Consider the following 23421-nt stretch of genomic DNA (forward strand, 5'->3'; position numbering starts at 1 on the left):
TACCTTTGGATCGGTGGAGATGTTGTGGGACACCAAGGTCTAATAGACCCCGGCTGCCGTTGCCTGTTCAACTAGGCCCGGCAGAGCAGTGCATCATGAACGGAGTCCGAAATGAGAACGTGGCATGACCGCCGAATCCTCGATCTTTTTGGAATAGAGCTTCCTGTCGTACAGGCGCCGATGGCTGGAGCGACGACTGCGGAAATGGTGATTGCCGTGTCTCAAGCTGGCGGCTTGGGTTCGCTGCCTAGCGCACAGTACTCGGTTCAGCAGTTGCATGAGGCGCTATCTCGGATCACTGCGAGAACAACGAGATCAATCAATGTCAATTTCTTCAGCCACGTGCCACCTGATGCCGATCCAATTGGTCAGATGAGGTGGCGAGCACTCCTGGCGCCGTATTACGTCGAACTTGGCCTTGATCCCGCTGCTCCGGTCAGCGGCCCCGGGCGCGCGCCCTTCGACAACGAATTCTGCGAGGTCATCGAAGAGTTCCGCCCCAAGGTGGTGAGCTTCCATTTCGGTCTTCCGGATCGAAAACTCGTTGATCGGGTAAAGGCCACAGGGGCCAAAGTGCTGTCGTCTGCGACGACCGTTGCCGAGGCCGTCTGGCTCGAGGCACATGGTGTTGATGCCGTGATCGCAATGGGTTTCGAGGCTGGCGGGCACCGCGGGAACTTTCTTACGCAGGATATGACAACCCAAGTAGGAACGTTGGCGCTCGTTCCGCAGGTCGTGGACGCGATTAAGGTTCCGGTCATTGCGGCCGGAGGAATCGCAGATGGCCGCGGAGTTGCGGCGGCGCTGATGCTCGGAGCGTCGGCGGTGCAGATCGGTACTGCCTACCTTCTGACTCCGGAGGCCAAAATTCCGGATCTGCACGCTGACGCTCTAGGTCGCGCAGGCGACGCGAGCACGGCCATCACCAATGTCTTTACGGGAAGGCCCGCGAGAGGTGTTGTAAACCGCTTGATGCGGGAACTGGGACCGCTTTCGGGCGTGGCGCCCGCGTTCCCAACCGCTGGCGTGGCACTCGCCGCCATCCGCGCGAAGGCGGAGGCGAAGGGATGCAATGACTTCACCAACCTCTGGGCGGGGCAGGCTCTCGGTTTGGTGAAACGGCTTCCCTCAGCAGAGCTTACAGTGAAGCTGTGCGACGACGCGATGGCAGCTTTGGAAGCGGGTTCGGCCATCAGACGAGTGTAGCGGTACGCGGCAGACTGCCTCCCCCTGCGCGTCGGTTCAAGGCAGAGATCCGAGCGCATATTTTCGGTACGGCAGAGACGCCAAACTGGCGAGTCGTCCAAGGAGTCCTGCCAAGTCACATCAATCGAGTAATCAGACCGGTTAACGTCGGAGGAACCCGCATGTCGCTACGAGTGACAGACCAACTCGTGATCGTTCTCGCAGGATCCGCTTCTCTCGCAGCCTCAGGAGCGCTAGTGGGTCTCTCGACCGTCGTCGATCCTTAGCTTTGCCGCCATGTTTACAAGATCCGGCAGGGACCGGGCTCCCATTTTACGCATGACCTGGCCGCGATGCGCCTTGACGGTGATTTCGCTGATGTCGAGCTCAAACGCTACCTGCTTGTTCAAGAGGCCCTTCACCACGCCCGACATAACTTCGCGCTCTCGCGGGGTTAGGGCATCGTAGCAGGCTTGGAGGCGCATCAGCTCTTCCTCATCGCGAATGAGTGCCTCACTCTGTGAGAGAGCTGATTGTATAGCCGCGAGGAGGGCCTCCGCATCAATCGGCTTCGTTAGGAAATCGAGAGCGCCGCCCCTTAGTGCCTTTACGGTCATGGGCACATCGCCGAAGCCAGACACGAATATAATCGGCATTCGGTTCCCGCTCTTCGTGATCAAGGACTGCAGATCCAGGCCATTGAGCCCGGGCATGTTTACATCCAAGACCAGGCAGCTTGGTCCTGCATCCGGTGTGGTGGTCAGGAATGCCTGAGCAGAATCAAAAAGACTCGGCCGCCACCCTGCAGACCCGATCAGGAGCTCCAAGGATTCCCGAACAGAAATATCGTCGTCAACCACGAAAACTGTCGGCCCATCCGCGGCATTCAAAAGCGCGGTAGTCTTATGAGTCATCGCCGAGGTCATCCGGTACATGTGCTGCCTCCTTAAGAGGGCGCAAGCTCATCGAGTGCAAAGACTATATCACGGGTGGGCGCGGACGATACTGCGCTGATGATTGATATCCCGCCGCCCCTCGACGCAGAGCATGCGGGTTTTTGGTCGATATGCCATTGTACGATAGTATCGGCACCTCATCGCATCGGTCGCCACGACACCATCGTACAATGGCACGCAGGCCATCTCTTGAGCATGCTCGTCGGGTCAATGGAGTGTGCCAGCTCGGCATAGGAGCTCGCTCGCCAAAGACCGGATGAGACACCGAACGTCTTGAACAGATTCAAGGAGACGACGATGAGCAAGATTCTGATGGTTCTGACTTCACATGATCGGCTTGGTGATACAGGCCGGAAAACAGGCTTTTGGCTGGAGGAATTTGCGTCGCCCTACTATGTCTTCAAAGATGCCGGGGCGAGCTTAACTGTGGCCTCGCCCAGGGGTGGGCAGCCACCGATCGATCCGAAGAGCGACGAGCCGGGCAATCAGACGGCATCAATGACCCGGTTCAAGGGTGACAAAGACGCCCAGTCGGTCCTTGCAAACACGGTGCGTCTTGCAACCGTAGATGCCAAGGATTTTGACACGATCTTCTATTCGGGGGGCCACGGACCTATGTGGGACCTCGTCGAGGACCGGAAGTCGATCTCGCTTATCGAAGAATTCTACGGTTCCGGAAAACCCGTGGCCGCAGTCTGCCACGCACCTGCCGTCTTCCACCATGTGACTTACAATGGAAACCCGCTGGTGAAGGGTAAGCGAGTGACGGGCTTCACGAATTCCGAGGAGGAAGCGGTTCAACTTACCAAGGTTGTCCCGTTCCTGGTCGAAGATGATCTGAAGGCGCTTGGCGGGCGCTATGAGAAGGCAGGAGACTGGGAAAGCTTCGCTATCGTGGATGGCCAACTGGTCACGGGCCAGAATCCCGCGTCGTCAACCGCAGCGGCGAAGTCGTTGCTTGGCTTACTCTGATGCGAGAGGTGAACATGAAGACCCGCCTTGAGGAAGTTGAAGGTGTTGAGGAAAAGTCCGGAGACGGCGGCCCTCTCGAGTCCCTGATCGAATTCTACCGGGCTTTTAACGCCGGCGATCTTCGTGGGCTCGAGGCAGTCTGGCTAGGAGGAGACACCCCAAGCATGGACAACCCGATCGGCGGAATCCGACGAGGCTGGGCGGCTATCGCTGAGGGCTACTCCAAGCTCTTCAGCGGCCCGGCCAGGGTCCATGTCACTTTCCATGACTTCACCAGTCAGGGAGGGAGTGATTGGCATCTTTTTGTCGGGAGAGAGCGCGGGACCTGTGTTGCGGCGGATGGCAAGCTCGATATCGCGTTTCGAACGACGCGTTGGTTCGTCAGACAGGGTGACTCCTGGCGGCAGCTCCATCACCATGGCTCGGTCGAGGACGCGGATATGCTTCGCGACTACCAGCGTCTGATTTTTGGCCGATAGGCACAGAGAGCGGCGGTGCAGATCGCCGCTCTCCTAATTCCGTGTGCAGTCAGGGCCGCTCAAGATGACGGCGATATCTCAGTGACGGTGAATCTCACCGAATTTTATTGATTATCATTGCTCACAGGCGATTTTGATGACCGTCGCTGCCGACGCCTCGCCGCTTTCCCAGATCCTGAACAAGGCTTTCGCCAAAATCGACAGAGACGGGGACAGTAAGCTGACGGGGACGAGCTCAATAACTTTGATCAGATTCTCCGACCAGGCGTCGCACTCGATGAAAACGGCCGCCCCACGGTCGACATGAAGGAGAAGCTTGACCACGACGGTGACGGCGCTGTCGACCTGGACGAAATGAATTCGACCGGAAATCTAATGCCCGCAACCATGTGCGACACGGACTTCTCTTCTCTCCTCGGATATCTGCGCGCCAAGACAGACGATCCGGCAGCGCTGCAAGCAGCGGCCATTCTGGAACTCAACCACAACAAGGAGGCGTCGGCACCGTCCGCAGCAAACTCGCGGATATTCAAAGGTCGTCCGTCACGGGGAGGGGAAGAGGACAGCCTTGGTCTCCAGAAATGCGGCGAGCCCCTCCGGGCCACCCTCGCGGCCAATTCCTGACTCCTTGAAGCCTCCGAAAGGGGCGGACGGGGCGAGCTCCATTCCATTGATGTGCACCTGCCCCGTCCGGATCCTGCGTGCTACTTCGAATGCCGTTGAGCGGTCGCCAAATACTGAGCCGCTCAGTCCGAAGTCCGTGTCGTTGGTGATTGCGATGGCATCGTCGATATTCTCGTAAGTCTGAACGGTAACGACAGGTCCGAAGATCTCTTCCCTGGCGATTGACATATCTCTCGTCACCTTGCGGAAGACCGTCGGCTCGACGTAGTTTCCTGAAGACAGGATCTTGTTCGGAATTCCGCCTGTCACAAGCTCGGCGCCGTCCCTCAGCCCTTGAGCGATGTACGCGTCTGCTTTCTCGAACAGTGTCTTGTTCAAAAGCGGACCAACATCCGTGTCGGATTCCCACGGGTTGCCGACTTTGAGCGCGGATAGTCGCGAAGCGTAGGCTTCCACGACTTCGTTCTCGCGGGACCTCGGCACCAGTATACGCGTCTGCGCGAAGCAGAATTGTCCCGAGAAGGGCATCGTAAAGCGCTCAAGCGTTGGCATGGCATGCTTTAAGTCGGCATCTTCGAGGATGATGGCCGCCGACTTGCCACCCATTTCCAAGGTGAGTCGTCCCATCCTCGGCGCAACGACGGCGGCAATTAGCTTTCCTGTTCCGACGCTGCCCGTGAAGCTGACCTTGACCATGCGCCGATCGGCAACCAGTTTGGCGCTCCCATCCGCATCTGCAAGAACGACATTAATGACGCCCGGCGGAATGCCCGCCTCCATAGCGCACTGGGCGACCAGATATGCGTCTAGTGGGCTTTCCGGGGAAGGCTTGATAACGCATGTGCATCCCGCAGCCAGTGCGGCGCTCAGCTTTGTCATCAGGATCGGAAAAGCCGCATTCCAAGGAATTATGATCGCCGCCGGACCTACTGGCTCAGAAAGGATTCGCGCAGAGCCAAACGTCGTGTTGCGCTCCTTTTCGAACTCGTAGGTGAGGGAGAGGCCCGCGAAGTATCGCAACCGAGCTATGGCGAGCGGTGCCAGCCGACTTGCCAGCGAGACGGGCGCACCGACTTGTGGGTCCAAAGCTTCGCGAAAAGGGACATGCGTCGTTCGAGCGCTTCGGCGAACGTGGTCATCAGTACTGCGCGCTCGCTCGGGTGCGTCCTGGGCCATGGCCCATGTTCGAAGGCGTTTGCCGCGGACGCGATTGCCAGATCGATTTCGTCCGCCGTTGCTATCGGCACTTCGGCTAGTATTTTGCCATCAGCGGGACTGACAAGCTTCTTCGATTTCGATCCAGTAGCTCTCACCCAGTGGCCCCCGACAAAAAAGCTGTCGAGGATGCGTTTCGGGTATTCGTGGGCCAGATCTATCATTGTGGTGTCACTTCTTCAGCTAGGACCAGGCATCCACGTCGATGACCGCTTGCGCAAACGCGGCGGGCGCCTCCTGGGGAAGATTGTGACCGATGCCGCCGGATATCAGGCGGTGTTCATATTTTCCGTTGAACTTGCCAGCATAGGCCTTCGGATCGGGGTGTGGCGCGCCGTTCGCGTCGCCCTCCATGGTGATCGTGGGGACCGAGATTTCCGGACCTGTTGCGAGCTTTGCCTCGTATTTGTCGAACCGCTTTTCTCCCGAGGTTAGCCCGAGGCGCCATCGATAGTTATGGGCTACGATCTCGACATGATCCGGATTTGCGAAGGCTGTCGCCGTCTGGTCGAAAGTAGCATCGTCGAATTTCCACTGAGGAGAGGCGAGTTTCCAGATCAGCTTGGCAAAATCGTTCGTGTACTTCGCGTAACCCTCGCGCCCCCGTTCAGTCGCGAAATAGTACTGATACCACCATTGCAGCTCGGCGGACGGGGGTAGGGGAACCTTCCCGGCTGCTTGGTTGCCGATGAGATAGCCACTGACCGAGACTAATGCCTTGCAGCGTTCGGGCCAGAGCGCAGCCACGATGTCGGCGGTGCGAGCGCCCCAGTCAAACCCGGCGATGGTGGCGCGATCGATGTTAAGGGCGTCCATCAGTTTGATAGCGTCGATGGCAAGCGCGGACTGTTGTCCATTACGTTTCGTCTCCTTTGAGAGGAACGTGGTGCCGCCATATCCGCGGAGGTAAGGAATGACCACTCGGTGTCCCCGTTCAGCCAGGATCGGGGCGACTTCTGCGAAGCTGTTGATATCGTACGGCCAGCCGTGAAGAAGGATAACGGGTGATCCGTCCTGCGGGCCGACCGCTGAGTAGGCAACCTTGAGGTCGCCAGCATCGACGGTCTCGCTGGCGGTGAGAGGTACTGCCTTCTGTTTCGGGCCGCTGGTCTGATCCGCGCGTGCAGTACCCACGATGGCGCCGAGGATTCCCGTGGCGGTCAAGCCAAGAGCCGCGCTACTGAATGAACGGCGGCTCAGGATGGCAAGCTCGGTGGTGCTCATGATTGTCCTCTCCTCGATATGGCCTAGGACCCCTCCGATATCGGGGTGTCCAAGCACGAAGTCGATAGGACTTTGGAGAGATGAATCGCTTGCCGCTACTAAACGAAGGTGTTGGTCATACCAAGGTATCGGCAATACCTATGTTCAATCCCGCCCAAGACGGCATTCGACATACTCGTTCTCCATGACGGCGTTCAACAGCCGAAAGGAGATAATGATGTCGCGTGACTACAGGCGCGCAGGGTCCACATTCCCCGGTTTCGTGATCCTTGTGGCGATTGCCGCTCTGGTCGTTGCTTTGGTATCCGTGAGGCAACCCGCGCGCACTGCGCGAGTTTGGGTTCCCGCAGCATCCACAGGCGTCAGCAACTCGATCCGCAATTTGGGCGAGATGTGTGCACCGCGGTGCAATTCGATCGACCCGGCGTAAGACTGGCAGGGGCGTTGCGATGTACGGAAGCTTTTCGATCAGTGGGCGGCCGCTCGGCGCCGAAGAAATCGCGATGATGCGCAGTCTCCTGAGGGAATACTGCGCCCAACGTCGATGCGACAGACAAGGAGACGTTGCCGAGGAGGCTGCTCGATACCTGGTCGCTCTGTATCAGAGCGGCTTGAGCACCGAAGAAGAGCTCAGACGGCGCCTTTATGAAAAGCGGAATTGGGGTGGCCAATTGATTTCGGTAAGGCCACCCAGGGGTTAGCGACTACCGGAGGGCGTTGGGAAGCAGAAGGACAGGGAAGTCCTGATAGGCAACTGGTCTCAGAAACCTATCGATCGCAAGCGTACCCACGGAGGTCGATCTTCCGTCGGACGTGGCAGGGAAGGGACCTCCATGGACCATTGCAGGGGAAACCTCCACCCTCGTGCCGAACTCATTTACGAGCAGTCGCCCTGCAAGCAATTCCAGCTGCGGGATGAAGGATCTTGTGGCATCCTGATCCCCATCATCGATATGGAGCGCGACAGTTAGCTGACCTTCCAGCGCGTCGACCACTTCATTGAGCTGGGCCAGATCCCTGCACCGAACGATCAGGCCAGCGGCGCCGAACACTTCGTCCTGCAGTTCGTGGTTCGCAAGGAAAGCCTCGGCCGAAGATTCGAAGAGTGCGGCCGCGCCTTCGTACATAGATCCAGTTTTCCCCGACGCGATGGATCTGACTTCCGGGTGTCGCTCGAGCCATGCGCGCCACGGCGCATTGCACTGCTCGACCGACGAGTTCCGACGTTTCCGGGTGCGCTGAGTGGGCCTTCACTCGCCCTCGCCCTTATGACCCGCGATGCAGTGCGATTAGAAAGGCGATGCCGTCACCGTCCCTGTGCGGCAGTCTCGCTTGGCAAGCCGCCAACTCCGGTCGACGCAACACGCTGGCCGAGATTCAGCTCAATGTCTGAGCGCTTCTGCAGTCCCGCTTCCAGAAGCTTCGTCATCCGAGCTCTCGTTGTCGGGCGTTTAGTCGAGATGAAGAACTGATCGAGAGCGGGTGGAAAGAGGTCGTCACCAGGAAGGGAGGCTTCGTCAATAAAGCGCTTCGCGTCAGTAAGCGCGTCTTTGTCGAAGCCCGCGATCCTCCGGGCGAAGCGATCGACGAATGCGTCGAGATCCGCATCGGGAATGGCTCGGTTCACGTACCCGTAACGTTCCGCCAAAGCCCCCGGGAAGTCATCGGCGCCGAGCACCACTTCGATTGCGCGACCGCGTCCCATCAGGCCCGCCAGCCTCGCCATGGGGTTGCCGCCTGGCACCGCGCCGACGCCGACCTCGAATTGTCCGAGGACTGCCTTCTCGACGCTTGCGAAGCGAATGTCGCACGACAAGGCGAACTCGCTCCCTGCGCCCCGGGCTCGGCCGCGGATCGATGCTATCGAAACGACTGGAGCTCGGGACAACCTCACTAGGACGTCGAGCCAGGGGTGCATGCCTGTCGGCCCCTTGGCCATTGCAGCTGTTTGGGCTTTGTCGACCAGCACATCGTAGTGGGCGAGGAAGAAGTCCGGATCACCGCTTTCGAAAACGATGACCTTGATTTCGGGATTGGTTTCCAATTGCTCGATCAAAGCGGAAAGCTCGGAGATGGTGTCCGGATCGACGAGGTTGATCGGCGGATTGTTGAATATCGCCCGCGCGAAACCAGGAGCGGGAAAGCTGAGTTCGATTTGCTTGCTCATCCGGATTACCTCTCGTCGCTGCTAGGCAACCACCTAGCCGTGCCTAAGACTTGAATCCTATTGCACAATGGTATCGCGCGCTGTGCCCGGGTAACGTGAGCCCGAACGAAGGCCGCCTCCGGGCGGGTGGAGACGGCCTTCAGCGGACCAGGAGGATCCGCGCGCTCCGGCGGAGGGGAGGACCCGGGAGCGCTGTCGCTGCATCAGCGTATCGCCCTAGGAGGAGGCGATGATCGAAGAATAGCTGCCTTCGAGGTGTTGCAAAACCAGACTTAGGTATCGGCTGCCTGGCGCGCTCGCTTCACGTCGCCGATCGGTCAATCGGCTTGCCAAGGCTCGGAAGAGAGAAGGCAACCGTCGCGCCTGGCCCGTCGTTCGGCATCGCCCACATCCGGCCGCCATGATTTTCGATGATCGAGCGGCTGATGGAGAGGCCTATACCCATCCCGTTCCGCTTCGTCGTGAAAAAGGGTTCGAACATCTTGTCCGCAGCGTCAGCGGCGATGCCGACGCCCGCATCCAAGATCGACAAGGTGAGCATGCCCTCGCCCGCCAGCACGGTTCGCACGAGCAGACGGCGAGGTCGCCCCTCGATCTCTGCAATGGCCTCGATCCCGTTCAGGACCATATTCAGAATGACCTGCTGAAGCTGAATGCGATCGCCGATGACTGACGGCAGCTCTGGCGTCAGCTTGGCCTCCAGGACGATAAATTTCTCACGCATGTCTCGCGTCGATAACGCAATCACCTCGCGAGCTATCTCATTGAGGTCGATTTCCTCCATTGCTGGAGACTGCCGATTGAACATGGCCCGAAGTCGCTTGATAACTTCGGTCGCACGCATGGTGTCTCGGATCGTCCGCCGGGCAGTGTCTGTTGCAGAGGCGATGTTCGGCGGATCGAGCGCCAATAGACGGACACATGCATTGGCGTTCGCGAGAATGCCCGAAAGTGGTTGGCTCACCTCGTGTGCTATGGAGGTCGTCAGAGCACTAATTGTCATCACGCGGGAGACATATGCGAGTTCTTCTCGCGCCTTTAACAGTGCTTCCTCACCGCGTCGGAGAGCATCTTCAGCTCGTCTTGTCTCGGTGATGTCCTGTACCGTTCCCATGAACACCGGATGATCGCCGATGTAGTGTGTTGCCCTGGCAAGTCCTCGAATGTATCTGACGGACGCGTCTGTCCTGATGATCCGAAAGACCAAATCGGCATCCTCGCCAGCAAACCCTCTCTTCATCTCGAAGTCGAAGAGTTCCAGGTCTTCTGGATGGACCCGCTCCCTGACCGCATCGATGCTTGGCTCGAGCTCAGGGTCGAGGTCGAATATTCTGTAGAACTCCTCAGACCAGATGTTCTCATCCCGCTGGATATCAGATGTAAAGCTGCCTGTTGAACTAATCCGCTGAGCGGCGACGAGCTGCGCCTGGCTCCGCTCGACCTGCGTCTCTCGCCTGACAAGAGCTTCCTCGTGACGCGTCCGGTCTATGGAGATAGCTGCGATATACTTCGCTCGATCGATTATTCGCTGCTCGCGAGGTTCGAGGTTTCTTTGCTGATGACGTAGGATTGCAAATATCCCGGCGGTGTTCCCATACGGGGACAGAATGGGGATGGCCTGGCAGTAATTCAGACCGTTGGCCAACATGATCTCGCCCATCGAAGTCTCACGCTGGTCGCTTTCGGCCAGATTTGCGATCTCGACAGTCCTTTTTGTCAGAGCGGCCGTGGAGCAGGGGTTGTTGTCCGAAACCACGCTCTTGCCGTCGAAGATCTCCCTGAACTCGCCTGGCAGCCTAGTAACCGCCCCCATTCGGAAGAGTTTGCGGTCAAGCGAAAGCTCGAGGAAGCCACAAACGAGGTCCGGAACCAGATCCGCGACGACATCGCAAAGCCGTTGAAGAACACTTGCCGACGGTGCGCCTCGCGCGATCATTTCGAGTATCTCCATTTCCTGCGCGAGGAGGTGGGAGGATTCCCGACTGTCCTGGACGTCGGTCTGAAGTACGCAATAGCCCGCCAACTCTCCGTTTTGCGTCCGAATTTGTACGACCTGTGCCTCAAGCCAGCGCAGCGTTCCGTCCGCAGAGAGCGCTTGATATGACACGACAGCTGGTTCGTTACCGTTCTGCCCCGCCTGCAAATGAAAGGCGATTTCTTTCAGCTTGCTAAGATTGAAGTGGGCTGATCTGTCTTGCACCTGAGCGCCTGATGATAAGCCGTACCACCGCCACGCTGCCTGATTTGCAAACTCAAGCTCCAGAGAAGGCGTCAGTAGAAGCGCCTGGAGTGACAGGGAATCTAGGAAACTCCGAAAGTCACGATCGGCGTTGTCAATCTGGTTGTCGATCCTCTCAAGACGTTCCGTCGCAAGCCAACAGACCTCCCCTCCGAGCCCTTTCATTGCCGAAGCAGAAAGATTGAACCATTCGAATTGTCCGTCCCGTCGCCGCAAACGGGCGGCGAAGAGTTGAACGCCACCCTTCTGCGCCGGAACGATGAGGAGATGATCGTCCGGATGCAGAAAGCTTGCCCACTGCCGCGAGCCACCCTGATCGATCACCAAGCCAGTGAAGTCTGTGAAGCGCGAGTTCGCATAGCACAGGGCGCCTGTTTCGTCCGTTGTCCACACCAGGCCGGGCAGGCTGTTTAAGAGTCGTAGGCCGTCGTTGGACCCAAACGCGATTGCCTCCTCGTCGAGTGAAATTGACATCAACGGTCGTTCCGTTCACTTCGTCGCCCCGCTGTCATGGCAGGAGCCGTCGCTAGTCCGGCGCCGCCGCTGAGGTGAGTCTCGGTCAGCCGTCGCCCAATGATGAAGTCCTTCGAGAGAATTGCCGCCAGCGCGCAAGCGAGCATCCATATCGAAGCGGTCAGGGTAAGCGTGATAGAAGTCCAGCCGAGCGTGGCCGAGGCTAGGATAGTTCCCAATGAAGTCGAAATTTTCAGCACGGAGAAAACCTCAGCCCTCATTTCTGGCGTGACCAGTCTGTTGAGCTGCAATGAGTAGTGGATGCCGAGCGATGGGGCGCATATCCCGACAAGCGCGCAGCCGAGTATCGATAGACCGAAGGAATTCTGAAGTATCAGCGCCATGCCGATAATGATCGAGAGGAACATCGCGGCGACCTGCTGCTTCGAATAGGCTTTGTTGAGCAGACCATTTCCCATGGACCCGACAAGCGACGCCCCACACAGGGTTCCGGTGAATATCGCGCCGTACTCCGCTTGCAGGTCGAACCCCATCGCAAGCGACACCGCGCCAACTTCGATGCCGCTGATCGCGGCGGAACTGGCACTGGCGCATCCAAGCCAGAGAAGGACTTCAGGCGTCAGCGATTTGGTTCGGGTTTCCGCCGCTTGCCGCTCTACGTTGCTTCGCGTGGACGGCAAGATCATTGCGGGCACGCCACCGAGTATTGCGATTGCAGCTATTGAGAATGATGCGGATACCGATCCAAGACTGGCTGCCAAAATCGGGGTGACGAGGAAGGTGAGGTCCGACGCCAGAGCTGCCAAGGCAAGGGCTCTTGTCATCTGTGATTGCACCACAAGATAGTTTGCGCTGTCACGCAGATAGCCGAAGGCCGCACCTTGGACGACGCCGGCGGCCACTGCCGCAGCGATGAAAACTGCGAACGGCGCGCCCACTCCACACGCAATAGCGCAAGCGAACAGTGCTGCCGTCCGAATAAAGATGAGAGCCTTGAAGAATGCGATTGAGTTCGCACCCCGCCCCAACCGGGCAATTGGCAAGGCTCCGACAAGTTGCGCGGTTGTCATGGCCGCGAGCGCCGTTGCCCCAGTAGCGGGGTTCCCTGTGATCGAGAGTGCTGCCAATGCGAAGGCTATCGACGCTCCTGAGCGAGGTGCGCCGAACAAGCCGTAGGCGACCGCCCAGCGGATAGTCTGATGACTTTGTAGACCGCCCCAGTTCATTTTTCCGTCAATTCTCGCCGTATCGTCCGCAGATAAACCTTCCCGAGTATTTGCAGCACACGTGATGGGAAGCGCCTCGCGTCCGGTGACTGGAAGCATGGGTGGTACTCACCATCAGGAGGTTGAATTTACCGCAATCTTGCACCAAGCACACTATACTATGGTATTGCCTCTGATCTCTGATGGCAGAACTTCGGCCGAGCTACACCATGGTGCAATGGACGGCGTCGAGGGCGAGCGACAAGGCCACCGCCGCTTAACCTGGCATATATCCTCCAGCGGCCTGTGCGCGTCCTGACACAGGACACGTGACACGAACACAGATGTGCACTTCCATCGGGTGTGAACTGATCGTATCTCTCGAGGCTACAGCCCCAGACCTGTCTGCAGTCGCGTCACGAGCTCTCGTATGATCTTTGCCCACATATTGTCGAACATGTTGGCCAGAGCACCAAGCGAGAGGGTAGCACTTGATCCGAAAAGTATTAGCGACGCAATCGCCGAGTTGGCCTGCGCGCCGGGCGCCATACCACCGCCTCCTTTGCCGAATCCTTCCTTAGAGTCACAGGGAATATTGGAATTGGCCGCGCAAAGCAGTCGCGAACATATCAGCTGTGTACTCGACGACACGCTGGTCGGCATGGCATGAGGTTCGGAGCCTTCCATCGGACCCTCTCGCAATGAAGCTAATGTTGCGAGTTAAAAGTGGATCAAGCGTGCGACAAGTCATCCAATGGTATCGGGCCAAACGATCTGGCTCCGACAGAACATGTCTTCGTGTGCGACCCAAAAATGGCCCGCCGACAGGCGAGATAGCATGCTGTGAAATTGCTGGCGCCCGAGCCATAGGATATTGTACGTTTCGGCAATCCAACGTGCGCAGGGCAACAACCTATGTCGGGGATTTCATCGCAGATGGAGTATGAGATCCTCGTTGCCGAGGCGCTTCTTGATTCCTCGCTCCGCGGATTGGGTGTCGATTTCGTCGCAGTGGCTCTCCGAAGCCACGCCCAGGATGGCTCTATCGAGCTTCTGCAATGTTCGCCAGATCTCAACGCGAGTGAAATCGAAGCGGGATTGAAGCAAGCGGCTCTCGGGAACTCCCGATACGCTGAAAAATTGGACATCGGTGATTTAAGGCTGCCCCTCTTTGTCACGCCGCTAGACCACGATGGGGTTATCGGCGAGCTGGTCATTGGCGTCTGCCGAAATGGTTTTCCGACTGAGATTGAGCGCCGGATCATTTCCCATGCTGTTCTTCAGGCAAGCGCCGGATTTAAGAAAAGGCCTGTGACCCTGCTAGGGGACAGTCGGCCAACTGCCGCGAGAGAGGTGATCCTCACAGAGGTAATAGCTTCGATCCCAGGATTGGCATGGTCGGCGGGGCCGGACGGATCCGCGCAGTACTTCAATGACCACTATCTGAGGTACGTTGGTCACCATGCGGCGAGCCTTCAAGGTACGGGATGGACAGTCACCGTCCACCCCGACGACCTTGATGGACTTGTAGCCGCCTGGATAGAAATGCTTTCCTCCGGACAGGGAGGCGAGGCCGAAGCAAGACTTCGTCGGTTCGACGGCGAGTATCGCTGGTTTCTCTTTCGGACCAATCCACTTGTGGATAGTAGCGGTGCCGTCGTTCGCTGGTATGGTCTGAACATAGATATCGAGGAGAGGAAGCGTGCGGCCGTAGCTTTGCAATCGAGCGAGATCCACCTGCGCCAGCTTACCGAAACCATTCCTCAGGCGCTCTGGAGTGCTACACCTGACGGAGCCATCAGATATCTCAACAAGAAGGGCCTGGACTTCATGGGCGTAGAAGCGTCCGATCTTACGGACGGCTTTTGGTGGGCCGAAGGGCTCCATCCAGACCAGGTTGCCGGGATCATCCGTACGTGGCAGCACTCCGTGGCCACCGGTGAACCCTACAATGTCGAGGTCTTGTACCGCCGCCGCGTGGACGAGGATTACCGCTGGGTTGATGTCAGGGCGCTTCCTATGTTCGATGATGATGGCAACATCCTCATGTGGTATGGCAGCCTCATCGACATCCATGATCGGAAGGTCGCTCAGGAAGAGATGGCTTCCAGTGAGAGAAGGCTACAACTGATCATTGACACAATCCCTGGGATGGTTTGGTCTGCGCGGCCCGACGGAGGCGGTAACTTTGCCAACCGCAATTTCCGGACCTATCTCGGACTTTCAATGGATGAAGCACGGGAGTGGGGATGGGCTTCGGCGGTACACCCGGAGGATCTGCCGGAGTTGACGGCAACCTGGCAGGAAATGGCGGAGACCAAGGAGCCCGGGGAGTGCGAGGCGAGACTTCGTCGTTTCGACGGAGAATACCGGTGGTTCATCTGCCGCGGGAATCCGCTCGTGGATGCTTCTGGCGGCGTTGAGTGGTTCGGCATCAATGTCGATATCCATGACTGGAAGATTGCCCAGGATGATCTGCGCGAGGCCCAGGTGAAATTGGCTCATATGACTCGAGTCATGGGCATGGCGCAGCTTACGGCTGCCATTGCACACGAACTCAGCCAGCCACTTTCTGGCATTCTGGTCAACGCTAGCGCCGGGCTTCACATGCTGAGCAGCGAACCTCCCCAGCTTGAAAGCGCGCGGGAAACTGTCAGGCGGACAATTCGAGATGCAAACCGTGCTTCGGAAGTCACCGAACGAATTCGCGCTCTCTATAGCAAGAGCGATCCGGTCGTGGAAACAGTGGATCTGAACGCGATTGCTCAGGAGGTGATTGGGTTTGCTCACGGCGACCTACGGAAAAATGGCGTAAGATTGAGGACACGGTTCGCCGCAGATCTGCCGCTGGTGAGAGGCGATCGCGTGCAATTGCAACAGGTTATCTTTAACTTCATCAAGAATGGCGTCGAGGCGATGAACGGCACAGTTGGTCGCTCAAAGGACATGGAGATTGCCACGGTCCGAGAAGACGCAGATCGCGTCCGCTTATCGGTGAAGGATGCAGGGCCTGTCTTCGATTCTGCCATGTCCGAGAAATTGTTCAGCCCGTTCTTCACGACAAAATCGAATGGCATGGGAGTAGGACTCTCCGTCAGCCGCGCGATCGTTGAGAGCCATGACGGTCATCTTTGGGCCGAAGCGAACGACCCACATGGCGCAACTTTCGCCTTTTCGATTCCTGTACGAGAGGGTGGAGACCCTCGGATGGAACCGAACGCCTCGAAGTGAAGCGTTTCGGCGCCGACAGGTCAATCCAGTGTCAGTCATAGAAATCAGGCAAAAGCTTGAGCCCGTCGGCCTGATGCTTGTCGTGGTTGATAAAGAGCTGCGCATCGTATTCGTTCATGATTTGCTTGATCCGGTCCATGGACGAGATGGATTCGGGCTTATCGACATTCAGCGCGGGGACGATGTCCCGCTCGAAATTATCCTCTAGGTGTGCCACGTCCCCCGACAGAATGACGTAACCAGTCTTGGCCAAATGGACCATCAGCGACTGGCTTCCTGGGGTGTGGCCCGGCGTCGACAGCAATTTGACGCTGCCATCGCGGAACAGGTCGACGTCTCCAGTCACGAGTTCAAGACGGAGAGGGTGTCCGAGGAGCTTCCGAGCTAGCTGCACAAGCGTGTTGAGGTTCGGGTCCGAAGGTGGAGGCGAATTGATCCATTCGTATTCCGCCTTCTGCATCACAACCGTGGCGTCCGGAAACAGACCAACGTTTCCGATATGATCACCGTGCGTATGAGACACGAGGACGTAGTCGATGTCGGCTGGCTTCAGTCCAACTTGAGCAAGCTGCGAGGAAATCGTCTTGTCGAGGTGATATACAATAAGGCTGGGAAGTGTGGACCACCCCTTGGGGTCGCCGATCGTCGCTTCGGGGACCCCAGTGTCCCACATGAGGTATTCGGTCCCCCGCTGGATTAGATAACATGTCGAGGAGAATTCAATTGACTTGCCCTTGTTCTCGCCGGGCGTCCAGACAGACTCGTCATTCGCAAGGGAATGGCCGCAGTCGACCCGGTAGAGCCGATCGATCGTCGCAGCATGATTTTCTGCTTCCGTCGCTGACAATTGCGGGACGTCTGCTGTTGCGAAGAGCGCGAGGAAAATAACTTGAGTGATTGCAAAACGAAGTTTCATTATCTGTCTCCGATCTAGCAGCAAAAAGAGGTTGTGGTTCCACTGTGGAACCGCGGTAGTCGGAACATTCGTGATGTACATCTAAATGGCTCGCCACATGCGAAGTGATGGACGAATGTTAGCCAAGCCCTCGGTGACGCGTAATTGCACTTAGGTATGGAAGGCCGAACGTTTGCTTATTGAACTTTCTTCCGAGGATGAGGTGCCGGACTATCCGAAAAACTTGTCAGCATAAGAACTCTCAAGGAATCAACATCGTCGCTTCTTCTTCGTGAAAATAAATAATTTTGGGGAACCGCATGGCAGCTCAAAAGGCAACATTGATTTTTGAATGTGAAGGGCTGGAGATCGATCTCGGACGGCGCGAGATGCGTGAAAGCGGGATTGTTATTGCACTTGGCGGCCGCGCGTTTGATCTCCTCGAGGTCTTGGTTCACTCGGCGGGGAGGGTCGTCAGTAAAGATGAACTGATGGCAGCCGTCTGGCCGGGTATGATTATCGAGGAAAATACTCTTCAAGTTCATGTCTCGGCAGTCCGAAAAGCGCTTGGCCAAGATCGCGGAATGTTGAAGACGTCCAAGGGTCGGGGCTACCAGTTGCTGGGAACGTGGCTAAGACGGCAGGAATATGTATCGGCGCTGGATAATGAAGTACCAACTCAGCCGTTCGTTTCCAATTTTCCGGCCGCCATGTCAGACGTGGTGGGGCGGTCTGCTGCAATGCGATACTTGCAAGATCTCTTGTCAGCCTACCGAATGGTGACGTTGACTGGACCCGGCGGAATCGGAAAAACCGCGCTTGCACTGGAAGCGGCGCGGACCCTAATTCCTACCATTCAAGGTGAAGGCTGGCTCGTGGAGCTAGGCTCGCTCTCAGACGCTTCGTTGGTTCCCTCCGTTGTCGCTGGTGTTATCGGAGTAAGACTAGGCGGCGAGACTTCTGCTACCGCTGTGGCACGCGGAATCGGTGGAAGAAAATTTCTCCTTGTTTTAGATAATTGCGAGCACGTAGTGGACGCAGCCGCCGAGTTTGCGGAAACAGTCGTACGAATGTGCCCGCACGTCACTGTTTTAGCGACAAGCCGCGAAGTACTACGGATTGCGGGTGAGCAAGTGTACCGCGTGCCGCCGCTAGACGTGCCACAGGACAATCAGGCTGGCCCAGACGATGTCCTCCAATGCAGCTCGGTCGAGCTATTCGTAAAGCGGATTAAGGCTTTGGATGTGGACTTCACGGAGGCGGCCGACAACCTTGCTGTCGTCGCTCTTATTTGTCGACATCTTGACGGAATTCCTCTGGCTATCGAGTTCGCGGCTGCACGGGCCGCCGTTCTTGGAACCATACAAGTTGCCAAACATCTTGATGATCGGTTTGGCCTATTGTTTGGGGGGCGACGAACAGCGCTCCCGAGGCACCAAACCCTTCGCGCAACGCTCGATTGGAGCTATGAGCTGCTCCCGGAGAACGAAAGGCGGCTGCTACGCCACCTGGCGGTTTTTGCAGGCGGGTTTACGCTCGATGCGGCAGCGACCGTTCTTAATGGGACCGCGGCGAATCTCTCGGAGATCACCGACAGCATCGCAAATCTCGTATCGAAATCGCTGGTGACCCTGGAATCATCTATTTCTAGTGGCCGATGGCGCCTTCTCGAGACGATCCGGGTCTACGCGATCGAGAAGCTTGTTGAACAAGATGAAGCTGATCAAGCATCGCGGCGGCATGCCGAGTATTTTCGTGATCTGATAACGCCGACCACTATTGGCTTGACGTTGGATCCAGCCAAGGAGGACATGGCCCGGAACGAGAGGGAGATTAGCAACGTCCGAGCGGCGCTTAGTTGGTCTTTCGGCTCAGGCGGGGACGTGGCGATCGGAATCGCGCTGACCGTCGCCTATGTGCCGGTGTGGACGTATCTCGGACTGATGGTCGAATGTTGCGACCGCGCGGAGCTCGCGCTTGACCGTCTCGAGCCGGAACTGAATATCGATTTATCGGTCAGAATTCATCTTCATCTCGCTCTCGGGCTCACGTTGATGTTTACGATGAGATCTGCCGAGCGCTGTGGGGCGGCTTTATCCAATGCACTCGAGGGTGCCAGAGAGATCGATGATGTGAAGGTTCAAGTGTTGGCTTTGTGGGCCTTGTGGATCCTGCATTTGAATACCGGGCAATCGCGAATGGCGGGGTTGGTCGCATTGCAATTCGGGCGCGCTGCCGAACGGACCGGCGATCCTGCCATCACGCTTATTACTGATCGGCTACTTGGAAGCGCACTTCACTTTGGAGACGATCAGAGCCAGGCGCGGCGCCATTTGGAGCGTGTTCTTGGGAACTACGTGATTCTGAAAGATCAACGGTACACGATCTGGCTCCAGCTAGATCAGCACGCAGTCGCGCAGGCGATGCAGGCGCGCGTGCTAGCATTGCAAGGGCTTTTTGATCAGGCACTAGTCACTGCACGAGAGAGTATTGAATCTGCGGCGAACCGCCGCCCCTTGATCTATGAGGTACTTCGCCTGGCGGCGGTCCCGGTTGCACTTATGGCTGGCGATCTCGATGCCGCCGAACACGCGGTACAGAGGTTACTGGGTTTGGCGTCCGCTGGAAGCGCGGCGTTCTGGGTCAATGCCGCACATTGCCTGAATGCGAAGCTGCATATCCAGCGTGGCGACCTGGACAAAGGCGTCTCGCTGCTGACGACAGCACTCAATCATTGCGACAGCACAGGATGGACGGTGTGGTATCCGGAGTTCCTGGGTGCACTGGCAACTGGATTGGCTGGACTCAATCGAACGGACGAAGCGTCAGCGACGATCGACCGTGCACTTGCATGGTCGGAACGGGGCGGAGAGACTTACTATGTGGGCGAACTGCTGCGCATCAAAGGTCAACTCGCCCTTCAATCCCTTCCCCAACCACATTGGGTGGCAGAGGAGTGCTTCAACAAGGCGATAAGTCTCTCGCGAGTGCAAGGCGCTCTGACTTGGGAACTCAGAGCCTCAATGAGTCTGGCACGATTGCATATTGGACAGAACCGGCGTGATTTGGCGCGCCGAGTCCTCGCGCCGGTTTATGATCGTTTCACCGAAGGGTTTGATACAGCGGATCTATTAGCGGCTCGCCTCTTGCTCGGATCTCTGTCATCGCCGGAGATTGATGGACGAGGCGGCGACGGTTGATCGCAGTCCGTAGCGAAAATTCTCCTTCAGGATTCTTCAGGTTTGCTTCAAGGAAAGTCCTGCAATGATGCGCTACAACTGACTCCATTGGATCCGCGTATAGTTGGAGGAACGGCTGTGGAGGAGGTATGGTCAGAACCGAAGCGGATTGTTGCCTCGGGGAAAAAAAGCAGCAGGCTGAAGGCCGTTGAGACAAGGGATATTGCCGCCGCGCTCACAGCGCTCATCGCAGACTTCTTTGCACTTTATCTGAAGACCAAGAATTTCCGGTGGCATGTCTCAGGATCGCACTTTCGCGACTACCATCTGCTGCTGGACGAACAATCCGCCGAAATTCTAGCCGCGGTGGAGCCTATGGCAGCGCGAGTACGCAAATTGGGAGCGACGACACTCCGGTCTGTCGGTCACGTCGCCCGCCTCCAACGCTTGTTGGACAACGACCAACACTATCTGGAGCCGCGGCAAATGATAACAGAACTCCTCGACGATAATCGTCAAATTGTCGATCTGCTTCGGGAGGCATATGAACTCTGCAACGACAATGGGGACTTTGTCAGTCTGAATCTGATCTCCGACTGTACCGATGACGCTGAAGGTCGCGCCTGGGTTCTGCTTTCGATCATGCAGGATGAAAATGGCGAATAAGAAAGGTTGCCCCCGCGGATGATCGTCTAGTTTTCTGAACTGGTGATGTTGGTAGGCACGGATCTGTCTGCGCACGACGCTTGTTCGGGTTCCACCAATTGTTTCCCCTCAAGGGCATAAACAAGGAGGTATCGCAATGTACAATCTCTCAACGAATGCAGCCTTCTATGCGCATGCGGCTCCATCGACAATTACGCGTCCGGTAGTATTTGTAGTCGATGACGATATCTCTATCCTGGAGTCTCTGGAGATGCTGATCCTTAGCGCCGGGTGGCAACCCGAGCTTTTCGGTTCGGCCGGTGCCTTCCTTTCGCAACCGAAGCCGCTTGCTCCGCATTGCCTTATCCTCGATGTCAATCTTCCCGATCTCAACGGACTGAAGTTGCAGGAATTGCTCTCGGAAAGCCGAAGTGGATTGCCGATTATCTTCGTGACCGGCTGTGGCGACGTTCCGATGACGGTCCGAGCAATGAAAGCTGGGGCTGTCGACTTCCTAACGAAGCCTTTCAAGAATGAGGCATTGATCGACGCGATCGAACGCGCCTTGGAAGCAAGCACCAGATATGAAGAACTGGAGGCAGAGCTAGACATACTGCGCGAAAGTTTCGCATCTCTCAGCCGCCGTGAGACAGAGGTAATGAGTTTCGTGATCTCCGGGCTGCTTAACAAGCAAGTCGCCTATGAACTCGGTATCAGCGAGATCACTGTAAAGGCACATCGAGGGCAAGTGATGAGGAAAATGAACGCCCGCTCACTTCCCGAGCTAGTCAACATGGCGGCCAAGCTTGATGCCGATGGGAAAAATTCCAGGCTCGGTCACCTGACGTGCCCCCGTTAAATTAGGCCATTCAGACCTGGAGTTTTCCACTTATGTGAAGTGCTCCCCGAATTTGGGCCAGCGGGAACTGGAATTTTCCGGGGTTTCAGTCGAGAATATTCCCGAACCTTTGGTATCGCGCCTAAGCAAGATGCTTTGAAGCAACAACAACTCCAGGACCTATATGCTAGCCGTACCGTGCGTCCAGCATAGTGTACTAGCGGAGCCGGCGATATAGCAGTGCCCTGTTGACTCTCGTGCCTCGTATTGCAGCTGGCTTCATTAAGCTGCCTTCGCGAGAGATGTAGCAGCGAAGACTTGTCTCAATCACCTCAGGTGGCCAGATTAATCGATTTCACGCGCATATTCTGCAAATCGCGAATAACTCCAGCTACTCTTCCAAAAAGGGTCGCGTGTCGGCGGTTCGGGTTGGTTCAAGGCGAGCATAGAAGACATGAGGGACGGGGCGGCAGGTTATCGGCTTCCGGCCGGCTCAGTTCGCGTTACCGGCCAAGGCCCGCACCTGACACGCGGCAGACGTTTTTTTGTTGCCGCCGCCCGGTGCAATGACCTCGGATGATCTGTCTACGGCATGGAAAGTTCGCGACGCTTGCGCTTTCTGCGCGAGCAAGTTATACAATGAACTAGATGGTTCAGTATCTAAGTCCTCCCCTCGATCTCTCGTTTGCAGCGCTGTCCGATGCGACCCGCCGCGGGATCATAGATCAGCTTGGGCGAGGGGAGGCGTCGATCACCAGTCTCGCGGATAAGTTCCAGATGACGCTGACCGGCATGAAGAAGCACGTCCAGGTTCTCGAGCGGGCGGGGCTCGTCGTCACGCAGAAGGTCGGACGGGTGAGAACGTGCACGCTTGGGAAGCGCGGCCTCAAGGCGGAGGCCGAGTGGATCGAGGCGCGTTGCAAGCTGTTCGAGGCCCGCTTCGAAGCATTGGACGAAATCATCGGCGAAATGAAACCGGAGGGAAGCGATGACTGAGCAGGCTAACAGTGCAGGTGGTGCGCAGAACCGCACGTCAGTCGAGCGCAGAGGGGATCGCGAACTCGTCGTAACGCGAACATTCAATGCGCCGCCGAGCACGGTTTACAGGGCCTGGAGCCAGCCCGAGCTGTTCCAGCGTTGGTGGGTGCCAAAATCGGTATCCGGCGTTTCGCTCGTGTCGTGCGATATGGACGTCCGTACCGGCGGCAAATATCGGCTGGAATTCGGCGCCGGCGGTTCGGACACCATGGTCTTTTATGGCAAGTATCTCGAGGTGGTGCCGAACGAGCGCATCGTCTGGACCAACGACGAGGGCGACGAGGGCGCGATCACGACCGTGACCTTCGAGGACCAAGGCGGGAGGACACTACTGAATTTCCACGAAGTCTATCCGTCCAAGGAGGCGCTTGAGGAAGCACTACAGGGTTCGGCTGCCGCATTGCCGGAGCAGTTGGAGCAGCTCGACGAATTGCTTTCCAGCATGGACGAGTAGCGCGGGTCGGGGAAGTCGCCTCGAGGGAACATCCGCTCTTGGGAAGTGACTCCATCGGCCTTTCCGGCCGGAGCGGGCGCGCGTTCCCGCCAGACATTCACCCTTAATCCGAATGTACCGAATGCTAACCTTGATCAGGTGAGCTCGTTGACGGAGCACACCCAGGCAGAGTGTCTTCTCACCAGATTGAAGGCCGTGATAAAAAGGGCCCATGGGCATCAAGAACTATCTAATCGAAGGCGGCTCGGGTACTGGAAAGACGTCAGTCGCTACGGAACTGGAGCGGCGGGGCTACCATGTCGTCCATGGTGACCGCGTTTTGGCCTATGTCGGCGACCCCGAGACAGGCCAGGCGCTCGCAGGACCACCCGAAGGGGCAGACCGCATCGCTTGGGGATACA

Annotated in this window: 18 protein-coding genes and 2 pseudogenes; 10 read left to right on the forward strand and 10 right to left on the reverse strand. The window is 57.4% G+C overall.

Annotated features, from left to right (window positions below; genetic code table 11):
- Positions 1–111: 111 nt before the first annotated feature.
- On the forward strand, positions 112–1206 hold the full coding sequence (locus tag ATY80_RS17435; protein WP_088693627.1) for a nitronate monooxygenase family protein: 1095 nt from the start codon (positions 112–114) through the stop codon (positions 1204–1206).
- Positions 1207–1439: 233 nt separating this feature from the next.
- Here the strand turns inward: ATY80_RS17435 and ATY80_RS17440 are convergent, their stop codons facing one another.
- Positions 1440–2120: a response regulator gene (locus ATY80_RS17440; protein ID WP_088693628.1), complete on the reverse strand. Its 681-nt coding sequence runs from the start codon at positions 2118–2120 to the stop codon at positions 1440–1442.
- A 318-nt stretch (positions 2121–2438) separates the two neighbouring features.
- Between ATY80_RS17440 and ATY80_RS17450 the strand changes: the two genes are divergently transcribed.
- Both ATY80_RS17450 and ATY80_RS17455 read left to right on the forward strand, forming a co-directional pair.
- A complete protein-coding gene (locus ATY80_RS17450) occupies positions 2439–3113 on the forward strand; it encodes a type 1 glutamine amidotransferase domain-containing protein (protein ID WP_088693629.1) in 675 nt (224 codons plus the stop codon).
- A gap of 14 nt (positions 3114–3127) precedes the next feature.
- Positions 3128–3592, forward strand: a complete 465-nt coding sequence (locus ATY80_RS17455; RefSeq protein ID WP_088693645.1) for a nuclear transport factor 2 family protein — start codon at positions 3128–3130, stop codon at positions 3590–3592.
- 543 nt (positions 3593–4135) lie between these two features.
- Here ATY80_RS17455 and ATY80_RS17465 read toward each other — a convergent pair.
- The 8 genes and pseudogenes from ATY80_RS17465 to ATY80_RS29025 form a co-directional block, all read right to left on the reverse strand.
- Complete coding sequence (locus ATY80_RS17465; protein ID WP_245306854.1) at positions 4136–5302, reverse strand: aldehyde dehydrogenase family protein; 1167 nt, start codon at positions 5300–5302, stop codon at positions 4136–4138.
- Positions 5242–5595 (reverse strand): aldehyde dehydrogenase family protein, encoded by a 354-nt coding sequence (locus ATY80_RS29640; RefSeq protein WP_245306855.1) that lies wholly within the window; start codon positions 5593–5595, stop codon positions 5242–5244. The genes ATY80_RS17465 and ATY80_RS29640 overlap by 61 nt, the downstream gene beginning before the upstream one ends.
- Before the next feature lie 19 nt (positions 5596–5614).
- Complete coding sequence (locus ATY80_RS17470; protein WP_088693630.1) at positions 5615–6655, reverse strand: alpha/beta hydrolase; 1041 nt, start codon at positions 6653–6655, stop codon at positions 5615–5617.
- Between the two features lie 704 nt (positions 6656–7359).
- Positions 7360–7806 (reverse strand): annotated as a pseudogene (locus ATY80_RS17480) (aldehyde dehydrogenase (NADP(+))); the annotation flags it as partial.
- A gap of 155 nt (positions 7807–7961) precedes the next feature.
- On the reverse strand, positions 7962–8822 hold the full coding sequence (locus ATY80_RS17485; protein WP_088693632.1) for an enoyl-CoA hydratase/isomerase family protein: 861 nt from the start codon (positions 8820–8822) through the stop codon (positions 7962–7964).
- A gap of 301 nt (positions 8823–9123) precedes the next feature.
- The gene (locus tag ATY80_RS17495; protein WP_088693633.1) at positions 9124–11535 is read right to left on the reverse strand and encodes an ATP-binding protein; all 2412 of its coding nucleotides are present in this window, start codon (positions 11533–11535) and stop codon (positions 9124–9126) included.
- Complete coding sequence (locus ATY80_RS17500; protein ID WP_088693634.1) at positions 11535–12860, reverse strand: MFS transporter; 1326 nt, start codon at positions 12858–12860, stop codon at positions 11535–11537. Before ATY80_RS17500 ends, ATY80_RS17495 begins: the two co-directional genes overlap by 1 nt.
- Before the next feature lie 267 nt (positions 12861–13127).
- Positions 13128–13289 (reverse strand): hypothetical protein, encoded by a 162-nt coding sequence (locus ATY80_RS29025; protein ID WP_189637191.1) that lies wholly within the window; start codon positions 13287–13289, stop codon positions 13128–13130.
- Positions 13290–13676: 387 nt separating this feature from the next.
- Between ATY80_RS29025 and ATY80_RS17505 the strand changes: the two genes are divergently transcribed.
- Entirely contained in the window at positions 13677–15971 is a 2295-nt protein-coding gene (locus ATY80_RS17505) for a PAS domain-containing sensor histidine kinase (RefSeq protein ID WP_088693646.1), read from the forward strand.
- Between the two features lie 31 nt (positions 15972–16002).
- Here the strand turns inward: ATY80_RS17505 and ATY80_RS17510 are convergent, their stop codons facing one another.
- The gene (locus ATY80_RS17510) at positions 16003–16968 is read right to left on the reverse strand and encodes an N-acyl homoserine lactonase family protein (protein WP_210190815.1); all 966 of its coding nucleotides are present in this window, start codon (positions 16966–16968) and stop codon (positions 16003–16005) included.
- Between the two features lie 218 nt (positions 16969–17186).
- On the opposite strand from ATY80_RS17510, the gene ATY80_RS17515 reads away from it, so the two are divergent.
- The 6 genes and pseudogenes from ATY80_RS17515 to ATY80_RS17540 form a co-directional block, all read left to right on the forward strand.
- Positions 17187–20066, forward strand: coding sequence for a winged helix-turn-helix domain-containing protein (locus tag ATY80_RS17515; RefSeq protein ID WP_088693636.1), 2880 nt, complete (start codon positions 17187–17189; stop codon positions 20064–20066).
- Positions 20067–20108: 42 nt separating this feature from the next.
- Complete coding sequence (locus tag ATY80_RS17520) at positions 20109–20711, forward strand: DNA starvation/stationary phase protection protein (protein ID WP_245306857.1); 603 nt, start codon at positions 20109–20111, stop codon at positions 20709–20711.
- A gap of 136 nt (positions 20712–20847) precedes the next feature.
- Positions 20848–21549, forward strand: coding sequence for a response regulator transcription factor (locus ATY80_RS17525; protein ID WP_088693637.1), 702 nt, complete (start codon positions 20848–20850; stop codon positions 21547–21549).
- A gap of 627 nt (positions 21550–22176) precedes the next feature.
- Positions 22177–22524 (forward strand): metalloregulator ArsR/SmtB family transcription factor, encoded by a 348-nt coding sequence (locus ATY80_RS17530; RefSeq protein WP_088693638.1) that lies wholly within the window; start codon positions 22177–22179, stop codon positions 22522–22524.
- Positions 22517–23020 (forward strand): SRPBCC family protein, encoded by a 504-nt coding sequence (locus tag ATY80_RS17535; RefSeq protein WP_088693639.1) that lies wholly within the window; start codon positions 22517–22519, stop codon positions 23018–23020. Before ATY80_RS17530 ends, ATY80_RS17535 begins: the two co-directional genes overlap by 8 nt.
- Positions 23021–23231: 211 nt before the next feature.
- A pseudogene (locus ATY80_RS17540) lies at positions 23232–23421 on the forward strand (nucleoside kinase); the annotation flags it as partial.

The organism is Rhizobium sp. R711 (genome assembly GCF_002211365.1).
Taxonomy (GTDB): Bacteria; Pseudomonadota; Alphaproteobacteria; order Rhizobiales; family Rhizobiaceae; genus Rhizobium.

Bases quoted from the DNA above. Each gene is read 5' to 3' on its own strand.
- ATY80_RS17435 (WP_088693627.1), top strand. From the start codon at position 112: ATGAGAACGTGGCATGACCGCCGAATCCTCGATCTTTTTGGAATAGAG.
- ATY80_RS17440 (WP_088693628.1), bottom strand. From the start codon at position 2,120: ATGTACCGGATGACCTCGGCGATGACTCATAAGACTACCGCGCTTTTG.
- ATY80_RS17450 (WP_088693629.1), top strand. From the start codon at position 2,439: ATGAGCAAGATTCTGATGGTTCTGACTTCACATGATCGGCTTGGTGAT.
- ATY80_RS17455 (WP_088693645.1), top strand. From the start codon at position 3,128: ATGAAGACCCGCCTTGAGGAAGTTGAAGGTGTTGAGGAAAAGTCCGGA.
- ATY80_RS29640 (WP_245306855.1), bottom strand. From the start codon at position 5,595: ATGATAGATCTGGCCCACGAATACCCGAAACGCATCCTCGACAGCTTT.
- ATY80_RS17470 (WP_088693630.1), bottom strand. From the start codon at position 6,655: ATGAGCACCACCGAGCTTGCCATCCTGAGCCGCCGTTCATTCAGTAGC.
- ATY80_RS17485 (WP_088693632.1), bottom strand. From the start codon at position 8,822: ATGAGCAAGCAAATCGAACTCAGCTTTCCCGCTCCTGGTTTCGCGCGG.
- ATY80_RS17495 (WP_088693633.1), bottom strand. From the start codon at position 11,535: ATGTCAATTTCACTCGACGAGGAGGCAATCGCGTTTGGGTCCAACGAC.
- ATY80_RS17500 (WP_088693634.1), bottom strand. From the start codon at position 12,860: ATGCTTCCAGTCACCGGACGCGAGGCGCTTCCCATCACGTGTGCTGCA.
- ATY80_RS29025 (WP_189637191.1), bottom strand. From the start codon at position 13,289: ATGGCGCCCGGCGCGCAGGCCAACTCGGCGATTGCGTCGCTAATACTT.
- ATY80_RS17505 (WP_088693646.1), top strand. From the start codon at position 13,677: ATGGAGTATGAGATCCTCGTTGCCGAGGCGCTTCTTGATTCCTCGCTC.
- ATY80_RS17510 (WP_210190815.1), bottom strand. From the start codon at position 16,968: ATGTACATCACGAATGTTCCGACTACCGCGGTTCCACAGTGGAACCAC.
- ATY80_RS17515 (WP_088693636.1), top strand. From the start codon at position 17,187: ATGGCAGCTCAAAAGGCAACATTGATTTTTGAATGTGAAGGGCTGGAG.
- ATY80_RS17525 (WP_088693637.1), top strand. From the start codon at position 20,848: ATGTACAATCTCTCAACGAATGCAGCCTTCTATGCGCATGCGGCTCCA.
- ATY80_RS17530 (WP_088693638.1), top strand. From the start codon at position 22,177: ATGGTTCAGTATCTAAGTCCTCCCCTCGATCTCTCGTTTGCAGCGCTG.
- ATY80_RS17535 (WP_088693639.1), top strand. From the start codon at position 22,517: ATGACTGAGCAGGCTAACAGTGCAGGTGGTGCGCAGAACCGCACGTCA.